This window comes from Bacillus mesophilum, assembly GCF_008923265.1.
Classification (GTDB): domain Bacteria; phylum Bacillota; class Bacilli; order Bacillales; family Cytobacillaceae; genus Cytobacillus; species Cytobacillus mesophilum.
Window position 1 is genome coordinate 69,447 of record NZ_WBOT01000005.1, and the last position, 19,276, is coordinate 88,722.

Genomic DNA, 19,276 nt, shown 5'->3' on the forward strand with positions numbered 1-19,276 from the left:
TAAGTGGGTCTATTACACCATGAATTAAATACTAATAGCACGATTGAATATTTTAGGGAGTAAATACATACAAAAAATTATTTAATTTTAACTTCGATTAATTATAAATATGGGTATTGAAATTCTAATAAAAAGAAAGGAATTAGAAGCTAATTATATCGTAGGCATAGGGAAGCCTTAGAAAAAACGGCGAATTTTAAGGTTTTACAATCTCTACTTACCGAATTATGATTACCTTAACTTTAAATAGAGGGTGATAATATGTTATATGAACCACTTTATCAAGAATGGGGTTTTAAGCTAATTCCATCAAGTTATGGAGAATTAAAAGGTCAAAAAAGATATTATCGTGTATTTTATGGTACTGTGCATTGGCACACAGCTGATCCGGATAATATCCATAAAGCTAGTAATATTTTTGTTCAATATGGTACTAATCCTAATTTTTATATAGCAAGAAAAAAAGGGGAAATCAGAGAGAATTATCCCTGCCATATCCTAGATGACGATTTACCCTCTGTTCTTGCTGCTATTAGGGAACTAAAAGAGCAATTTAACGATTAACTTCAAACCAAATGTTAAAGAGCTTGGAATTTTTAATCCAAGCTCCCTAATATTAGACTATTAATATTTACTCTCTTTAGTAGTTAGGCATAGTGACAAACGCAAGGTACATCATTTTCTTCAACTAACTTTTTAGCAATATCAGAATCCTTGTCCAACTCTTTTCGATATTCCTGTAAGGTAAATGGTTTTCCATTTCTTTTAAGAATAGTAACATCGCCTAATTGATCTCTTAATCTATTTTCCATTTCTTCTTGTTCAATATAAACACTAGGCCAAGTTTCATATAAATGTTTATAATGATTAAACCCACCTCTAACACATCGACCACCACAATTTGCATGAGAGAATCCTAAATGATACATTTCTGGAAGTTGAATATCCCAATCTTTTGTAATTATCTTCTTTATTTCATCGTCTGATATATTACTTTCATAAAGTGGGAATACAGTTTTTACTGGCTGCTCCTCTCCATCACGAGGAAGTAGGAAATGATTATATAATGCCTCGATCCCTTCACGTCTTCGTTTCTCATGTTTTCCAATTCCAAAGTAAAGTATTGGTTCAAATCCATTATCTCGCATTTCTTCAAGATAGATCATCGTTTGGTGAACTTTTAAATCAGAAGAACATTTTGCAAGTCTTGAGTTCCCAAGAAAACGTGTTTCCTCAAACACCTCCTCTGGTGTTCTCCCATCTCTAACAGTCTTAATATCTATCCCAATTTTTTCAGCTACTTCAACCATGAAACGTTTATTATCTTTATGTTCCCAAAGAGTATCAGTAAAAAATAACTGTGATTTTTCTTCACCGTGTTTTTGTACCATTAAATACGCAACATAAGCACTTGCAGCACCACCACTAAACATGGCGATATATATCGGTTCTCTACCATACATCCTAATCATCCTTTTTATTTGTTTTCTTCATAGTAATCTACCAATAACTTATATAACAGTGCAGTAATTTCTTCTTTTGGTAGTTTTCTGGCCATTAACTCAAGATCTGTTTTTACATTAGAATAAATAATATTCCCCTTTGGAGACAGTTCTCGTTTAGGAATTGCTAAGGTCTTTGAATCAACTTTCACTTCATGATATTCATCTTTAAGGCTTTCAATATTAATTTCTAGGAGTGATTTGACTGTTTTGAAGAATACTTCACTAGTCGCATCAGACCAATCTTCTCTGGTTACACCTACTAATTCGCTTGACAAATTATTTATCCAATTACTTTCATTACTTGATAAAATCAAGTTATATAACTTATTATCAACCTTTAATATCTCATTTTGATTTTGAATGTAATCAAACAATTCTTCAAAGGAATTGGTATTTGTTAATTCAAAAACCGTTTTTTCAATTTGTTTTTTATGGTTTTGCGAGTACTCTTCACACTCTTGCTTGATTTTGTTTACCATTTCTACATCAAGTTTTAGATTTAATAGTTCTTTTAATGCGGTATCTGGTTCAAACTCTCCCTTTGTAATGAGCTTTTTAAAAATATTTGCTTTTGTTGACACATTGTTAGTCTTTTGAGCTATCTTTGGGAGACTATTTTGCCATCTTAATAGCATTCTATTTAATCGTACACTAGGATGGTAAGAAGAATCTAACTCAGTTCTATATGATTCAAAACATTGGTCTATTACGTCTATTATATTTTTATACCTATTATCTAATTTTTGATGACTAAAAGTATAATTTTCTGGTTTATCTAACATTCTGTCATATAAAATGTCACCATTTACATCATTAATGTATGAACCGTCTTTATGGTAAAACATTATATATTTCCATTCATTTTTTAAGATAGCTGTCAGTAATACCGGAATATTCGGTTCTCTAATACCAAAATCTCTACCTTTAAAGATCTTTATTAAAGTTAAAAAACTCCCGCTTTCTGATTTTATCTCGTTCATTACTTTTTGACGTAATAATGTTATTTCTTCACTTTCATTCTGACCATTAATATTGTTATTTTTTACAACAGAGGCATATATTAACTTGGCAGGGCCCTTAAAATTGTAATCATTATCACCACTAATAATAGTGTCTATGACTTCTTTAGCGGCATTTAACTGTTGCTTTGAAATATTCCTTCTATTAAATGACTCATTATTTATTATTGGAGTACGCCCATAATATTTAAATGCAATCTGTGATAACTGTTCACTTAGAGCTATTCTACTTCTGACGCTTATGTTGATTCCTTCGTGTATCCAAAATGATCCTTTATAATGTGATATTGGCTTAAGATGATGCCTTAATCTATGAATTTTATTTTGTCTAATCTTCAATAACTCTTCTTCTACAATTGGATCTTCATTCAATAAATATTTATCCTCTAATAGTTTCTCAACTGAAGATAATTCTAAAATTTCTTCATCAAAATTATTGAGAGGCTTTTTTGGTAAAGCAAATATCATCCGAGAATGTCCATTGCTTAATTTAACAATGTGACTTCTTATTTCTTCAATAACTGAATCCTTTTCAGGTATAACATACAAAATATTAAGATCTGAATTAGAATCTTGATTAATAGATTGCAATTTTTCATCAGATACATCATTTGCATATATAGGCTTTATAGCTGCAAACCTAATCATATTTTTTTTATCATTATATCTTTTAGGATAAGCATATTTAGTATCTAAGACCTTATTAATAATGTTTATACTATCAAGTTTATTAATGCCTAAGAGTTTTTTTTCATTGATTTTCGTATTCAAATCAATAGAACTGCCTTCAAATACTTCCCAATTCTCATCGAATAGTCTATACCTTAAAAGTTTTTTATTCTCAAGTATATTAATTATTTTATTAACTTTATTTAACTCCCAATTAAGCGCAAACGATATAAAATCATTTGTTAATTTTCTTTTGCTACTTAGGTTTGCGATATCCCACAGTGTGAATAGTTTTAGTAGCTGTAACTCACTGTGTGCAGAAGCTGTATTCTCTACTCTTTTTTTTACTCTCAAATATTTAAGGTATGCACTTCCAATTAAGGAATCACTCATAAATTCTTGAAATGCTGGTTCAAAGTAATCAAATAAACTACTAACAAGATACCATGTTTTTTCAGTGTGAAAGTAATTTGCTAATCCACCTTTTTCATTACTTTCTAAGAACGTAAATAATGTTCTTTCATTTTGAGCTACAGCATTAGCTAGACGCGGAAGGGTATAAAGTGTAACTGGATGTAAAGGATAGGAATTCTCGACTACTATTGTCTTCTTCTCTCTTCCATTTAATTCTGGAAATAAATCATATTTTATTATTTCATTTTCAAACCTATATTCTTGATTCCAATTATTCCTATAGCCCGACGTAACCTGACTAGCAAGTCTAATAAATGTTGCTGAATCACTATGGGTATGATAGATCTTAAAACGTCCCTGAATTCTTTTAAATTCATTTTGTAAATCTTCCCCATAACTAAGGAAATACTGATTTAAGTTTCTATGAGTTATTAAAAGAATATTAAAGTTTGCACTCTGATGATGGTCAGCTACTTCGGCTATATCTTGAATGTCTTGCATCGCTTCAACTGTCTCATATTTATCTAAACTTTGAAGAAACCTTCCGAATTCATCATATACTAAATATATTCCTAAGTTCTCCTTATCAAGCTCATCTAAAATATTTGTTAAATGCTCAATTAAGTCAAGATTATAAGAGAGGCTTAACTCGGCACCTGCTGTTAATATAGGATAAAGCTTTTTAAACCAATCGACTGTCTCAGGTTCATGTTCATTAATATCTCGAATAAAGCTTTCTATAGTCCAATTATTTGAATTTAAATAATCCTTAAACTGAAAATAAGTGTCATGATAAAGTTCTTCCCATAAAGAAATTTTATTTTTAATTTCATCAACATAAGAAGGTATAGAGAAATCAAAACCATATTTAATTATTGTCTTGTGTATTGATGAAATTATTGCTTCACGGAAGTTTCCTTGATTTCCATTTATCACTACAGGTATATATATTTTTTCTAAATTCCTTACTTGATTAAATAAATGACCAACAGCTGCCTCTTTAATAGTTACTTTATCAAATTTACTAACTAATTCATTGAAGGTATTCTGTTCAATATTTTTAGATACTACATTTGCTATTAAAGTTCCAACCATAGACTTCCCTGAACCATATGAACCTATTAATATATGAGATTTGTTTCCTTTATCTAAAAAGCCTTCTAGAACTCCGGATAGACTCTCTGAATGAGTAGGAGTTGGAATATACCTTTCCGCTATCCATTCACTACCTAAATCGAGCTTTATATTAACACTTGATTTGAATTTACTCTGTGTAATTATCATCTTAATGACCTTTCTTTCCTAACATACTCTTCTTTTAAAAATTCAATAGGATCAACAAGAGTAACTCTAACTAAATCCAATCTATTCGTCCTATCAAATACAAGTGGATACTTACTAGCATTTACAAGTTGTTCAATTGCCTTTACAATCTCACTTCTTTGTAAATTAAATACCTTTCCCCATAGATTTTTACTCGTTTCAATCTCATCTATCGATATTTCTGTTTGACCATATTTCAACAGCACGTACATTAATGCTGTTAAACCGATATCTTCAAATTTAGGATTATTTTTGTAAATCCTACCATCTATTTCTACTATTAGATTTAATGCCGCAAGGGGGCTCTGAATCACTTCCTCCGGATCATCTGATTTACTTTTGGAATAATACTGCTTAATTAGACAGTCAATATCGCGTTCTAATGTATCTGTCGAATTCTTAGAGTCATAATTCCTATTTATCCAAGTAATAAGATCCTTGATAGCTTCTTCTTTTAGAAAAGAAATTTTTTCATATTCATTAAAAAACCAATACCAAGTAGTTGATGGCTCTTTACTGTCCACAATGTGATAGTGAATGATACTAATAGTGTCATTAATTTCTATATAAGGATCATACTCATTAAAGATTTGCCCAAATGGTGAGATATTATGAATTGCTTTATTATCGCTATTCCTTTTATCAGTTTCACATATATCCGTTGCCTCAATCCAATGTTTCAACGATTTAACCATGTTGGTTCCTAACCCAATTAATTCTGATGCATCTTTCTCGTAAAAAAATCTATTATTATTTAATTGCTGTATAGCTTTTCTTAACCAATATGTTCTGAGATAAAAACTTTGATGTTGTCCAAAACCCAATTTAGTTCGCTCCTTTATTTCTGGAGAATTGTCTCCAGACATAATCTATCTTTATTTTATCATATCTTGTTGACCTTAACAGTTATAATTAAATCGCAAACATTACTTTTTAAAAAAATAATAAGGACTGAAAATTCAATCAAATTAATAAATTTACCAACAATAATTTCCTTGACTTAAATATATTTTTTCATTTTCAGCAGTATTCGATACAGTTACTTGAGTAAAACTATATAAAATTGACGAATCTTATTGGTACTTATTCACAATTTAAAAGTGTATATATTTTTCCTACACCTTCTTCTCTTCCGTAATAAACACGTATTTCAATATCTTTTATTACATTGCCTTCTATTGAATTATTTCTCTTTTCTCTACACCTTTAAAATTTTCATTATAATTCCCAAAATAGTATTTTTCTCGAGTATAATAGTGAACCATTAAACGATTAAAGTGATTAAAAACTAAATAATTTACTTTAGATTGCATTACCCCTTACCCCTAACCCAAACATGCTTTCTCTTTATATATTTATCCATCAAAAAAATACCAAATGTCTAATTATGTCGAATGTATAGTCAAACCCTAACACATCATATAAAATTCATATGCTACATTGATAATATTGAGGGGGTTATAACAGTGGATATACTGTTATTTTTATTAGGTCTTTTTTTGTTTTTGGGTTCGTTCGTTTACTTAGTTATTACTCTTATTAAAAAGAGGTTTGCTAAGAAAAACTTCCTAACTCTAATTGCTTCTGGATTTATTTTAATGATTGTTGGTCTTTCTATGGGAGTTAGTTCAACAGAACAAGCTTCAACCCCTGTGAAAGAAACTAGCGAAGAAGTAGAAAGTGCTGGATTAACAGAAGAAGAAAAATTAGCGCAGGAAGAAGAAGCTATAGCACAAAAAGAAGCTGAAGAAAAGGCTAAACTGGAAGAACAGAAAAAAGCCGAGGAAAAAGCTGAACAGGAAGCATTAAAGAAGGCTGAAGAACAAAAACTGGCAGCTGCAGAGGAAATGGGTTTAGTTGCTGCAACCATTTCTCGTGTGGTTGATGGAGATACAGTTGAGCTATCAGACGGAAGTAAGGTTCGTTTGATTGGTGTCAACACGCCTGAGTCAACAACTCGAACTGAAGAGTACGGTAAGGAAGCTAGCGATTATACAAAGTCTAAGCTTGAAGGAAAAGAAGTTTGGCTGCAAAAGGATGTTTCTGAAGCAGATCGATATAACCGTTTATTACGGATCATTTGGATGGAACTTCCTTCTAACGTTATGGATGAAAATGAAATTAAAACAAAAATGTTCAATGCTGATTTAGTTCTAAATGGATATGCAGAGCCTTCTACCTATCCTCCAGACGTAAAATATAGTGAACAGTTTGTAAAGTTTGCTCGTGAAGCGCGGAATCAAGGTACTGGTTTGTGGGCTTACGGTGAGAGCGGAACAACGAAAGGTGATTTGGATCAAAAAGAAGTGGCTGCCACTAAAACTGTAGAACCACCAAAAACTCAAGAAACGACTACAACTGAATCTAAACCAGCTCCAGCATGTGATATTAAAGGGAATCAAAGCGGCATTTACCATGTGCCTGGAAGTACTTATTATGATCGAACAAAAGCCGAAGTATGGTTTTGCTCGGTTGAAGAAGCGGAAGCTGCTGGGTATAGAGCTCCGAAAAGATAATAGAATAGGGAATAGCCACTCCGATTGGAATGGCTATTTTTTGTATTATCAGACCAATTATTGTTCTGGCCTCTATTTTTCTAAACAGCTAATGATGGTAGCGATTATCTCTGCTAATAACATTGCAATTTTAAAAAGTGTATATTTAAATTAATAAGATCAGTGTAATTTAAGTTTTTAAATTCTTATATTGTTTTAACATTAAATTACTGTAGTTCCTAAATAATCTCAACCACTTAATCATATACCTTCCTTCATCACCATTCCTCACTCCCCTGTAAATCTTCACATATAGTAGACAAATTTGGAAACAATCCCATAAATTCATTTCATTTTTCCTATGATATAATATACATTTGTATTAGGCAGTTTTTGTAAAAATATAGCGATTTATAGGAAGGATGGTATTGTGGATTCTTCTGCTTTACAGATAGATAAGACGGTTAGACTATTTACTTACTTAAGAGAGTTGTCATTGTTAAAGACACCTTTGATTCGGGATATTCAAAACTACGAAAATTATGTATTCCTCAATGAAATTCCAGATGATAAAGATTGTATTTCTCCACTGACTAGTGCTGCTAAGGATATATGGATTGAAATTAAGAAACCGGTAAGACCCGAATTTCCTTCTATTCCAATTTCACTAAGTGATTGGATCTCTCCTTCATATAAGCCTGAGAACATTGATCCTGAACCAAGCTTGCTAGATAGAATTACGAATCCGGATTATGAGGATGATGAAATATCTGATAATGAGGTTCAATATCTTTATTTGAATGACAATCCAGATATTCAGCAAAAATTTGAATCTTACATGTCTGATCAATGGCAGCCTTGGAGGCAAGAATATATCCGGTATGAGAAGATTCAAAGCATTTATACGAAACTGTTCTCGGTTTATCAAAAGCAAAAAAAGCTTGGTGAACAGTATGAATTAATCGCTTGCGCTGGTCTGTTAAATTGGAAGGCGCCAGATGACCAGCTTGTGCACCGTCATATTTTAACGACTTCTTGTTCATTTGAATTTGATTCAAACAATGGCTTGATCAGGGTGCTTCCAACATCTGAAGGCGTAAAGGCTGAACTGGAGCAAGATATGCTTGAACTCGAGAATCGCCTTGATAATACTGCATTAAAGCCGATTCAGGACATACTTGAAGAATTACAAATGGATTTCTGGAATAAAGAGCTGATTGATTCTATTTGCAGATCATTTGTATTTTCCCTATCTGCTAATGGGACTTATAAGGAAGCAGAATTAAACAATAAAAAAGATAGTCCAAAGCAGCCTGACATTCTATACAGTCCAGCTCTGATTCTTAGAAAGAAAACAGAAAAGGGCTTCCAGCAAGCTTGCACAAAGATTATTGAAAATGTGAAAGAGTCTGCTGAGGCTATACCATTCGGGATTAAGAGAATTTTCGAGGAAATGGATGATTATCAGGATTCTGCTGGTTTATCAGCTGAACGTTCTGCCACTTTTGAGATGAAGGATCAAACTGTTTATTTTCCGCTTGAAGCGAATGATGAGCAGCGAAAGATCATTTCTAATCTTGAAACTCGAAACGGTGTCCTTGTTCAAGGTCCTCCCGGAACTGGGAAAAGTCATACGATAGCCAATTTGATTTCTCATCTTCTTTCCTCTGGTCAAAGAGTGCTAATTACAAGTGAAACGGCACGCGCTTTGAAAGTACTAAAAGATAAAATTCCAAGTGACCTGCAAGATCTTTGCGTAAGTTTGTTAGGAGCCGATACAAAATCGTTCAAAGATTTAGAGAAGGTTGTGCAAATTATTTCAAACAATCGGGATACATGGGATAGTGATTTTGTTCAATCTGAAATTACCAGACTTACGGCTCAACTAAAATCACTGAAAGAAAAGGAAGCATCCACTCGCCATCAGCTCAGATCTATTCGCGAAAAGGACACATTTGAACACCATTTCCTAAATGGCGCATATAAGGGTACAGCCCAAACAATCGCTGACCAGATTAGGAGAGAGCGCGATCGCTATAGCTGGTTAAGAGATACGCTAGCAATGGATGCTCAGTGCCCGCTATCGCAAGCTGAATTGACTGAACTGCTTAACTTGCTGCAGGTTTTGGATGACAATGTGCAAGAGCAGATTCAATCCTCTTTTCCACCTGTTGAGGTTTTAGAAAACGAAGAAGTTTTTACTCAAAATGCAAACCGAGAAAAGGTTATATTAGATGAATTAAAAGAATATGGACAAGTTCATAGCGATGAATATAATCAGTTATCCATTTTAACTTCAGAAAAACGAGAATCATTAAGTCAAACACTGCATGAATTATCAGCGGTATACACAGGGCTTAATCGATTAAATGGTGAGTGGGTATTTACTGCTCTAGATGACCTGGAGAATTCAAAATTCAGACCATGGGAAGAGTTTTATAATCAAATGATCCAGTCAATTGGGTCCGTTAAAGACTTGGCAGCCAAACATAGCTTAGCTGAAATACATGGAATTGGTGAAACCCCGCTTTCACAATTATTTGCAGATGTATCCATGCTGCATGCTCACTTAAAAGAAGGTAAAAGTATGGGACTGCCTATGATGCGTCCAAAAGCAGTAAAAGATGCATGGTATATTGTGAAAGATGTTCGCATTGATGGACGCAAGTGTGACACACTCGAGTCTGTCAGTCTATTAGAAGAAACGGTTAGAGTGGATCATACACTTAAAAAGATGGAAATGATGATCCTTGATCATCTTAAGGTTCAGATGACTCCAGCTCAATCACGTTCTTTAAATGTGGTGAATATTGAAGACATCATTGAACCTTTTAAACTGCTGCTGGCAGCGAAAGATCATATTGATCAAATCAAGCAAGAATACAATGACATACCATTTATTTTGGATCACCCTCTTCGTGAGAAAAATGTAACGGCTATATTGTCTCTTTTAAAAGCCATTTCATTAAATGAAGAGCTTAAGGCAATTCGAGATATATTCCAACAGCTGATTGAAAAGGTACAGCGCTCCGTTGATCAAAATGAAAAACATGTACTGGTCGATCAGCTAATAAACGCAGTTTTGAATCGAGATATTGTAAACTACAAGGATAGCATTACAAAAGTGAATGAACTTGATCAGTACGGAAAAATGAGTTTGCGATGTGACAAGCTTTTACAGAGATTAAAAGCCATTCTGCCTCAAGTTTATGCAGACCTTCTTCATTCATTTGATGCACAAACATGGACTGAGAGATTTACTGTTTTAGAAAATACAATGAACTGGGCAAAAGTGAATTCATGGCTCATTCATTTTTCTAAGAGCAGTGAAGCAGAATTATTAAAGGATCTAAATGAGTTAGAAGCACAAATTCACAAAACCATTACCCAATTAGGTGCACATAAAGCATGGTACTCCACATTAAGCACTATGACTGAGGGTCAGCGTCAGCATTTGCTTGCCTGGACAACTTCGATGAGGAAAGTTGGAAAAGGAACAGGTAAAAATGCACATGTTCATCTGCGCGATGCACAAAAACATATGTCAGAATGCCGTGATGCGATTCCAGCCTGGATCATGCCTCTTTACCGTGTGTTTGAAACCTTTGATGTGAAGCCAAACTTATTTGATGTAGTTATTATCGACGAGGCGAGTCAGTCTGGTCCAGATGCAGTTATTCTTCAATATATTGCTAAAAAGCTGATTGTCGTTGGAGATGATAAGCAAATTAGTCCCGAATATGTAGGGATCAAACGTGAAGACATCCAATATTTACGCAGCCAATATTTAAATGACTTTAAATTGGCAGACATGCTGGACATCGAAAACTCTTTTTTTGATCTTGCTAACGTACTCTTTGGCGGCCGTATTACTTTACGGGAACATTTTAGGTGTATGCCGGAGATCATTGAATTCTCAAACCGGATCAGTTATACCAATACACCGCTGATTCCATTAAGGCAATACCCACCAAACCGTTTGGAACCGATCCGAACCGTGCATGTACCGAACGGCTACAGAGAAGGTGCTGGATCAAAAGTGTATAATCAGCCTGAAGCAGAATCGATTGTTTCTCAAATTAAAGCATGTATCAAAAATCCACTATATAAAGATAAATCCATTGGGGTCATCTCTTTACAGAGTGAAGGACAAGCACAATTAATTGAACGATTATTAGTTGACGAAATTGGAACAGAAGAAATTGAGAAAAGAAACATCATTTGCGGTGATGCATATGCATTCCAAGGAGACGAACGAGATATTATGTTCCTGAGTATGGTAGCTTCGCCTGGACAAACGGCTATGAGAGCTGTCACCACGGAAAAGGATAAAAGAAGATTTAATGTTGCAGTCAGCCGTGCCAAAGATCAACTCTGGCTTTACCATACGCCAAGTGTCAACGATTTCCGCAATAAAGAATGCTTAAGATACCAACTCATTTCTTACTGTGAAAACCCAGCAAAAGAAATATTGGAATCCAACCGTGCTCTTTGTGAAAGCGACTTTGAACGTTCTGTGTTTGATCAAATTACAGCAAGAGGCTACAGAGTTATCCCACAGCATGAAGTGGCCAACTATCGAATTGATATGGTTGTTGAAGGAGATAAAGGCAGAATTGCTGTTGAATGTGACGGAGATCAATGGCATGGTCCAGACCAATACAATTATGATATGAATCGCCAAAGAATCCTTGAAAGATGCGGCTGGAAATTCTGGAGAGTAAGAGGCAGTGATTACTATTACGATCCAGAGAAAGCCCTGTCTTCCTTATGGGATACATTGAAATATTATGAAATTGAGCCAATTGGATATGAAAAGGAAACTAAGTCTTCTATAACTGAAAGCGAAGCAGCTACTATAGAAGAAAATGAATCTTCATCTGCAAGTTTTTCTGATGTTGATCCAATTGCCGCTATGGAAGAAACAAAATCGAGTATAGCTGCCTCAATGGAAGAAGTTATCACTGTGGTTGAGCGCATTCCAGCAACTACAATTGAATCTGCAACCGAAGAAAATAGTACAGTTATTAATCCTGTGCAAGATACAGTGAAAGCCGAGTTATCTCCAAAAGCCAACCTTAAACAATTCTTAATCAGCAAAGGACTTGAGGTTGTTGATATGAGGGATAAACAAGGTGCTCTTTGGTTAATTGGAGGTCAGGAACTTTCGAGTATGATCGACGACCTGCGTAAAGATGGAATTGCCTTCACATACGCTTATAATGGCAGTAAATCAACCAATAGACAGCCTGCTTGGTTTACTTCTTACCGAGATTAATACGTTATTTGCCCCAAAGGTTAGAGTGAGCGAGTCCTTCTACCTTTTGGGGTATTTTTTTACCTATGCAATATTTCTGTATTAACTTAAAAAACCGAATCTTTTCCCGCCCTCCTCCGTAAGATAATATGAAATATGAAACGAGGTGAAAGTATGGGTAAGACGAAGTTAGTCATGGCGGGCATTACGGCGACTGCTCTGACAATCGGTCTTTCGGGCTGCAGCTCGCAGGCAGAAGCTCCTCCCCCTCCCACTGATACGGATTGTGATGACTGGGAATGGGATGAAGATGGTGGTGTATATGAATGTGATGATGATCATTCCCGGCATTATGGGCACTTTTTTTATGGCGGGACGTTTTACAAAGGAAAGAATGCATTGCTGAACAGCTCTGCCTATAAAAGTTATAAAAGCAGTTCTTCGTTTGCCGGAGATTCGAAAAACAGGAGTTCAGGGTTTGGAAGTGGGTCTTCAAGTTCTGGCGGATAATGGCTTTTAGAAAAAGGAGGATGAAAAGATGAATTTATACTTAAATTTTGCTTCTTATTTAGGGGTAGCTTTATTGCTTCTTATTGCAGGCATGATTATTTTTACGCTGAGCACCCCGAAGTTAAAGGAATTTCGCCTGATTGGTGAAAAGAATGTAACCGCTGCTTTGTTTTTGGGCGGGAAGGTTTTGGGGCTTGCGATTGTGCTTGGCGCTGCAGCCGAATATTCTATTGACCTGATGGATATGGTGATTTGGGGAGCAATCGGCATAGTTTCGCAGATTCTTGTATTTCTGATTGCCGAATTGGTGACAATCCGTTTTAGCATTACTAAGGCGATTGAAGAAGATAACCGGGCGGTAGGTGTGATGCTTCTCTCCTTATCCTTGGCCATCGGTCTGATTATCGCCAAGTGTTTATCTTACTAAATTAAGGGTGGGACCTGTGTTGGACGCATTAACTTACTATATTGACCGTGGCAACGGACGATATGATCCATTCTATGAATATAAAACTTCCTCTGTTGGAAAAGACGAATTCTACGCCAGACAGCTTTGCACATACCTGATCCTGCGCGGGTCACAGTATGAATTAATCTCGAATGAAATGGACGGCAAGGAAGAGATTCTTGTCTTGAAAGAAATTGGCCGAAATTTATCTGGGGATGAAGAAAAAAGTTTTCGGGGAGAAGGAATACATATCGAGTTCCGAAGCCCAAATGAGCGGGAAAATTATCGCCTTCTTTCACGTATTCCCTGTGATACTCACTTTGACGTTCTGCGCTATCTGCTGAAAGACATTGTCGACATTCCGCAGCTCGGAAAAAGAAAAGTGACTTCGACAGAGATCGATGAGGACAGAGGCGTCTATGTTCTGTATGTCGAGGAATTTGAAGCATGGTGAATACTGCTGACTACCGGACAAAACGGAAACAATTTTATGAAAAAATCGAAGGCTTCTGGCACGATCTTTATGGGGAGGAATATGCCCTTTATGATATCAAGCCGCTGGAACAGGCTGAAGCAGATCGCATACGTCTGATCAGCGAACGAATCGGAGCCGTTTTCTTTAAAACCGCCTCCCTTCTTCGCAAAGTTCCAAATGAAACATTGCTTGAAATGGGGTTTCCAGCTGAAACCCTTTCCTATATTCGTTTGAAAACGATGGATTCTGAGAGCGTGGTCGCCAGGCTAGATTTGATACCCTCCGGCGACAGCTATAAATGCATTGAGATTAATGCAGATACGCCTACCTTCATTAAAGAGCTCTTTTCGATTAACGGTGAAATCTGCCGGGAGTTTGGGATGATCGATCCGAATGAAGGCATGGAAGCAAAGTTAAGAAATGCCGTACAGGAAAGCATTAAAAAAAGCTCGCAAAAGAAAGAACCTCATATTGTGTTCACCGCTCATGAAGACAATATTGAGGATCGGGAAACGGTTCTATATCTGCAAAAAGGAATAGATTCCAAGTTCACCCCTCTCCATAAGCTTCACATTGAAAAAGGTGTGGGGCTATTTGATGAGCGAGGGAAACAAATCGATATTCTCTATCGCCAAACGTTTCCGATTGAAAACCTGATTAAAGATGAGGATGACAAAGGAAATCTGATCGGACTTTGGTTACTAGAGCTGATTGAGGATGGAAAGCTTACTGTTATTAATCCTCCCTCCGCTTTTCTGCTGCAAAACAAAGCGGTTCAGGCAATTATTTGGGGCTTACATGAAGAAGATCATCCTTTTTTTACAGAGGAAGAGCATAGCTGGATTGGAGAGTACTTCCTTCCAACCTATCTGGAAGCAGATTATTTCATCCAAAATGGCATTCCTTTTGTGAAAAAGCCGATCTTTGGGCGTGAAGGCGATACGGTTGAGATTTTTAATCGTAGCGGAAATCTTGTTTTAGCGGATGCGCAAAGCTCTTATACCGACTATCTCTCCGTATACCAGCAATATATCGAGCATCCGTCCATGGATTTTCAGAGTGAAAAAGGCAAACAAAATGGCAAATTGCTTCTCGGCAGCTTTCTGCTAAATGGGAAGCCTGGAGCTATCGGTTATCGGATTGGCGAAACCATCACCAATAACCTATCTTATTATCTTCCTGCGGGAATCAGGAGGTAGAGCATGTATATTCTACATAAAATCTTTTCGAAGCTAACGAAAATTAGACTGATTGATGCGGCTCTGCTGGCTGCTGCGATGATTATTATCAGCAGCCTCACGATGAAGCTGGTGGAGCCCGAAACTTTTCCGCGCTATATCGATGCCCTATGGTGGACGATGACAACGCTCGTCACAGTTGGATATGGCGATTATTATCCAACAAGTGATCTCGGCAGGGTTTTCACCATGCTGCTAGTTTATACGTTTGGCATCGGCGGAATGGGGATTATTATTGGAAAACTATTTGAAGGCTTCAGCACTTACCGTAAATGGAAGGAGGAAGGAAAATTGCAGTATTCCGGGAAAGATCATTATATTTTAATCGGCGGCACGAAAGAAAAGTTAGCTAATGTCATAGAGGAAATCACCAGCAGCGGCCCGAAAAAGGAAATCGTCATCATTGACCATCTGGAACGCGCACCAATTGAAGGCGATCAGGTCCATTTTATCAGTGGCAATCCTGCTGAAGAAGAAGTTTTACTGAAAGCCAATATTCTTGAAGCGAAATCGGTCGCAATCTTTTCCGATGACCGAAACGATCAGGCAGAATATGCCGATGGCAAAACCCTTCTCACTGCCTCTCGCGTCGAACATATTTCCAAAAAGTACGACCGCAATATCTATACCATCGTCGAAGTAAAAAAAGATAAACATATCGCCCTTTTCGAGCATGCCAATGTGGATGAATTTATTCTTTCCAATGATTCTGTCTCCCGCCTCATGGCACAAGCCTCCCTCCACCATGGTTCAAGCAAACTATTCAAACAAATGCTCAGCAACAAAGACGGAGAAAACCTCTATGCTATCTCTGTAAAACCACAATGGAAAACCTACCGTGATGCCGCTATGGAGCTTTTTGATATGGGAGCTGTACTGCTTTCGGATGGGAATTCTCTAGATATTGCGCGGAGACATCAGGAAACTATTCCAAGTGATGCGCAGCTGTTTATTTTGTGTGATGAGGAGACGTATCGGAGGGTTGTGGGGTAGGGCTTGGGGCAGGCGAGACATGGGTCATGGGGACAGGTTCCTTGACCCAAAAAACCTCGCTTTCTTTAGTTTTAAACTCCATATATAGATAGAGCAAGCAAAAAAAGGCAGCTCACTTCTGCTCTCTATTTTTGGGGCTTCTCGCTAACCATATAGCACAGAATTGAGGAATTAAATTCAACACACTAACCAAGATCAAAAAGTCATTTGGAGCAAGCGGCTTAAAATAACCCTCCCACCGGTCGTTTCCTGCCATATCACTTATATAAATATATGAAATAATAGCTGACAAAATATTCCCTAATACAAGAAAGAACAAATTATTGGATCGTTTGCTAAAGAAAGCAAGAAGTGAGGTCACTATAATCATAAATAAATAACCGAGCATTGATCTGTTATCAAAATCCTGATACATAGAAAAGTAGACATATGGAAAACAAAATAGAATGAGTATGAGGATACCACTTTGAAATTTCTTCATTTTATTACTCCCCTTTTCACTAAAGTGTAATTTTACACTAATTATAACATAAAGGGTATTTTTACAAAAGTTATTTTCCTACATTTTATAATCCTGCTTAGTTTAGATTTTCAATAATTAAAGGTACCTCTCCCAAATCTTCAATAATAAAGTCTGCTGCAGCATGGTTCCATTGAGAATCTCTTTTCCAAATACCCTTCATTCCTATATTTCGGGCAGCTTTTATATCATTGTCCGGATGGTCCCCCACAAATATACTTTCATTAGGTGTTACATTGAGTTGGTGCAATGCACGCTTAAATAGTTGAGGATCAGGTTTCTTTATCCCTTCCCATTCAGAAATTAGGATTGTATTAAAATAATCACCTATGCCCAAAGCTTTGATGTTATCCATCTGAAATTGTCCTCTACCATTGGTAATCAGGCCTAAAGCAAGGTTTTTAGTCTTTAATTCTGCTAACATACGAATGAGATTTGGGAAAGCGATGCAATGATTTTTAAAATGACTTATGTAATCTTGAAGCAGTTCTTCCCAGGTTATATCAGTAATCTCAAATTCACTGACTAACTGCTGATATACTATATCTTTCCAAACATATCCACGGTGTTCTAATTCAATAAACCGTCTTATATACCTCTCTTTTGGTATATGTCCCAGCGCTTTATTTAAACGGTCGTATTGAATTTGTATAAACCATTTTACTGACTCATCTCTATTTAACAAAGTCCCGTCTAGATCGAATAAAACAGCTTTTATCACTTCTAGATCCACTCCTTTATGCAGGTTCCTAAATCTTCTCTATTTCTTTTTCATAATCCTTCTGTACCTATAAGGAGACATCCTTCTCTCTGAAAATAGGGCTTTTAAAATAAGCGGAGATTTTTCCGTTTGGGTTAGGGGGACAGGTTCCTTGCCCCAACTCTTAACCCAGCGGTTTTATTGTAATCTCCAGATAACCCGCTCCGCCCCTCCATAACCAACTCTCATCCAATAAAATCACTGCCCATCATCTCCCCCTTTCCCAAAACCCATGCAAAAAACCAATGCATAAAATATCCATCCTGAACAAGAATAACCATATGAATGAAGTTTGAAAGGATGAGAACGATGGATAATGTGTTGCTTGCGAGAATGCTGTTTGGGTCATCCCTTATCTTTCATATTATTTTTGCGACATTGGGAGTTGGGCTTACGCTGATGATTCTCATCGCTGAAATATTGAGGGTCGTTAGGAAAGATAATGATTATGGAATTCTTGCAAAGCGGTGGACTAAAGCAGTTGCAATTTTACTTGGGGTAGCTATTCCATCTGGCACCATTGTAGCTGTCATGCTTGCTTTGTTGTGGCCGGGTTTAATTGAAGTAGTCGGACAAGTTATTGCCCTGCCTTTTACGTTAGAAATTTTTGCGTTCTTTTTTGAGGCTTTATTTCTTTCCATTTACGTGTATGCGGCGAGCCGCTTAAGTTCGACAATGCGGATTATCAGTGTCTTTTTCGTCGCACTTGGAGCTACCGCATCTGCTGTTTTAATTACGAATGTACAGTCATGGATGAATACACCAACGGGATTCAGTATCGTGAACGGAGATATTACCGATGTACGTCCATGGGAAGCGGTCTTAAATCCAGCCTTTGGTTATACAGCTATACACGTTGCAAGCAGTGCTTATACAGCGACTGCATTTGTCGTTGCTTCCTATGCCGCTTATCAATTGTTAAAACCGAACCTGAAGCAAAGTGAAAAAACATATCATCGCAAAGGGTTAATGATGGCGCTTATCTTTGGAGCAATTACTTCCCTTTGGACGGCAACGAATGGGCATCATTCTGCTGTGGGGCTGCATCATAACGTACCTGTTAAGCTGGCAGCGGCTGAAGGTTTATTTGAAACTCAGTCAAATGCTCCACTCTCCATTTTTGGCACACCTGATCCGGAAGCGAATCGAGTTGTCGGGGGCATTGAAGTGCCAGGCATGCTCAGCTATCTGGCGACCGGTTCTACGGATGGAGTTGTAGTTGGACTAAATGAATATCCACGGGACGAGTGGCCGCCACTCTTTGTTCATACCTTATTTAACATCATGGTCGGCATTGGGTCTGCTTTAATTGCACTGTCATTTGGCGCATTAGCTTATCGGATCTTTTTCAAAAAACGAGAATATCCGAATTGGGTGCTCATTCCTTTAGTTGCAAGCGGACCTTTAGCCATGCTCGGCATTGAAACAGGCTGGATTTTTGCCTGTATCGGAAGACAGCCTTGGACGATTTATGGCATTCAGCGGACCGCAGAAGCTGCAACCAAATCAGCAAATCTCGGAACCTTCTTTATCATTTTTATTTCGCTCTATGGTTTTCTATTAGTCGTGACAGCACTTGTGATGCGTTATTATTTCCGCCGGAATCCGCTTATAAAAGAATTTGAAAATCAAACCACAACGGTTTAGAAG

13 protein-coding genes are annotated in these 19,276 nt (G+C 36.6%); 9 read left to right on the plus strand and 4 right to left on the minus strand.

Annotated features, from left to right (window positions below; all coding sequences use genetic code 11):
- The first annotated feature begins 261 nt into the window (after positions 1–261).
- Positions 262–564, plus strand: coding sequence for a hypothetical protein (locus F7732_RS15690; RefSeq protein ID WP_151574958.1), 303 nt, complete (start codon positions 262–264; stop codon positions 562–564).
- A gap of 83 nt (positions 565–647) precedes the next feature.
- Here the strand turns inward: F7732_RS15690 and F7732_RS15695 are convergent, their stop codons facing one another.
- The 3 genes from F7732_RS15695 to F7732_RS15705 are packed head-to-tail and all read right to left on the minus strand — an operon-like array spanning position 648 to position 5,754.
- A complete protein-coding gene (locus F7732_RS15695) occupies positions 648–1,463 on the minus strand; it encodes a phosphoadenosine phosphosulfate reductase domain-containing protein (protein WP_151574959.1) in 816 nt (271 codons plus the stop codon).
- Positions 1,464–1,477: 14 nt separating this feature from the next.
- Complete coding sequence (locus F7732_RS15700) at positions 1,478–4,891, minus strand: hypothetical protein (protein ID WP_151574960.1); 3,414 nt, start codon at positions 4,889–4,891, stop codon at positions 1,478–1,480.
- Complete coding sequence (locus tag F7732_RS15705) at positions 4,888–5,754, minus strand: DUF4007 family protein (protein WP_161598897.1); 867 nt, start codon at positions 5,752–5,754, stop codon at positions 4,888–4,890. The genes F7732_RS15700 and F7732_RS15705 overlap by 4 nt, the downstream gene beginning before the upstream one ends.
- Positions 5,755–6,396: 642 nt before the next feature.
- Between F7732_RS15705 and F7732_RS15710 the strand changes: the two genes are divergently transcribed.
- From F7732_RS15710 to F7732_RS15740, 7 genes are all read left to right on the plus strand, one after another.
- The gene (locus F7732_RS15710) at positions 6,397–7,446 is read left to right on the plus strand and encodes a thermonuclease family protein (protein WP_240056653.1); all 1,050 of its coding nucleotides are present in this window, start codon (positions 6,397–6,399) and stop codon (positions 7,444–7,446) included.
- A gap of 409 nt (positions 7,447–7,855) precedes the next feature.
- The gene (locus F7732_RS15715) at positions 7,856–12,703 is read left to right on the plus strand and encodes an AAA domain-containing protein (protein ID WP_151574962.1); all 4,848 of its coding nucleotides are present in this window, start codon (positions 7,856–7,858) and stop codon (positions 12,701–12,703) included.
- A 153-nt stretch (positions 12,704–12,856) separates the two neighbouring features.
- Positions 12,857–13,192 (plus strand): aminotransferase yhxA, encoded by a 336-nt coding sequence (locus F7732_RS15720; protein ID WP_151574963.1) that lies wholly within the window; start codon positions 12,857–12,859, stop codon positions 13,190–13,192.
- A gap of 28 nt (positions 13,193–13,220) precedes the next feature.
- Positions 13,221–13,619 carry a DUF350 domain-containing protein gene (locus F7732_RS15725; protein WP_066448522.1) on the plus strand — a complete coding sequence of 133 codons (399 nt, stop codon included), beginning with the start codon at positions 13,221–13,223 and terminating at the stop codon, positions 13,617–13,619.
- 19 nt (positions 13,620–13,638) lie between these two features.
- Positions 13,639–14,094 carry an RNA helicase gene (locus F7732_RS15730; RefSeq protein ID WP_080847954.1) on the plus strand — a complete coding sequence of 152 codons (456 nt, stop codon included), beginning with the start codon at positions 13,639–13,641 and terminating at the stop codon, positions 14,092–14,094.
- Positions 14,088–15,314: a glutathionylspermidine synthase family protein gene (locus F7732_RS15735; protein WP_151574964.1), complete on the plus strand. Its 1,227-nt coding sequence runs from the start codon at positions 14,088–14,090 to the stop codon at positions 15,312–15,314. The genes F7732_RS15730 and F7732_RS15735 overlap by 7 nt, the downstream gene beginning before the upstream one ends.
- 3 nt (positions 15,315–15,317) lie before the next feature.
- On the plus strand, positions 15,318–16,346 hold the full coding sequence (locus F7732_RS15740; protein ID WP_151574965.1) for an ion channel: 1,029 nt from the start codon (positions 15,318–15,320) through the stop codon (positions 16,344–16,346).
- Positions 16,347–16,924: 578 nt separating this feature from the next.
- Here F7732_RS15740 and F7732_RS15750 read toward each other — a convergent pair.
- Positions 16,925–17,587 (minus strand): HAD family hydrolase, encoded by a 663-nt coding sequence (locus tag F7732_RS15750; protein ID WP_151574967.1) that lies wholly within the window; start codon positions 17,585–17,587, stop codon positions 16,925–16,927.
- Positions 17,588–17,935: 348 nt separating this feature from the next.
- Here F7732_RS15750 and F7732_RS15755 point away from each other — a divergent pair, with 348 nt between their 5' ends.
- Positions 17,936–19,273: a cytochrome ubiquinol oxidase subunit I gene (locus F7732_RS15755; protein WP_151574968.1), complete on the plus strand. Its 1,338-nt coding sequence runs from the start codon at positions 17,936–17,938 to the stop codon at positions 19,271–19,273.
- Positions 19,274–19,276: the final 3 nt, after the last annotated feature.

Coding starts and splice junctions, on each gene's coding strand:
- F7732_RS15735 (WP_151574964.1), top strand. CDS start 14,088: ATGGTGAATACTGCTGACTACCGGACAAAACGGAAACAATTTTATGAA.
- F7732_RS15700 (WP_151574960.1), bottom strand. CDS start 4,891: ATGATAATTACACAGAGTAAATTCAAATCAAGTGTTAATATAAAGCTC.
- F7732_RS15690 (WP_151574958.1), top strand. CDS start 262: ATGTTATATGAACCACTTTATCAAGAATGGGGTTTTAAGCTAATTCCA.
- F7732_RS15695 (WP_151574959.1), bottom strand. CDS start 1,463: ATGTATGGTAGAGAACCGATATATATCGCCATGTTTAGTGGTGGTGCT.
- F7732_RS15725 (WP_066448522.1), top strand. CDS start 13,221: ATGAATTTATACTTAAATTTTGCTTCTTATTTAGGGGTAGCTTTATTG.
- F7732_RS15740 (WP_151574965.1), top strand. CDS start 15,318: ATGTATATTCTACATAAAATCTTTTCGAAGCTAACGAAAATTAGACTG.
- F7732_RS15720 (WP_151574963.1), top strand. CDS start 12,857: ATGGGTAAGACGAAGTTAGTCATGGCGGGCATTACGGCGACTGCTCTG.
- F7732_RS15755 (WP_151574968.1), top strand. CDS start 17,936: ATGGATAATGTGTTGCTTGCGAGAATGCTGTTTGGGTCATCCCTTATC.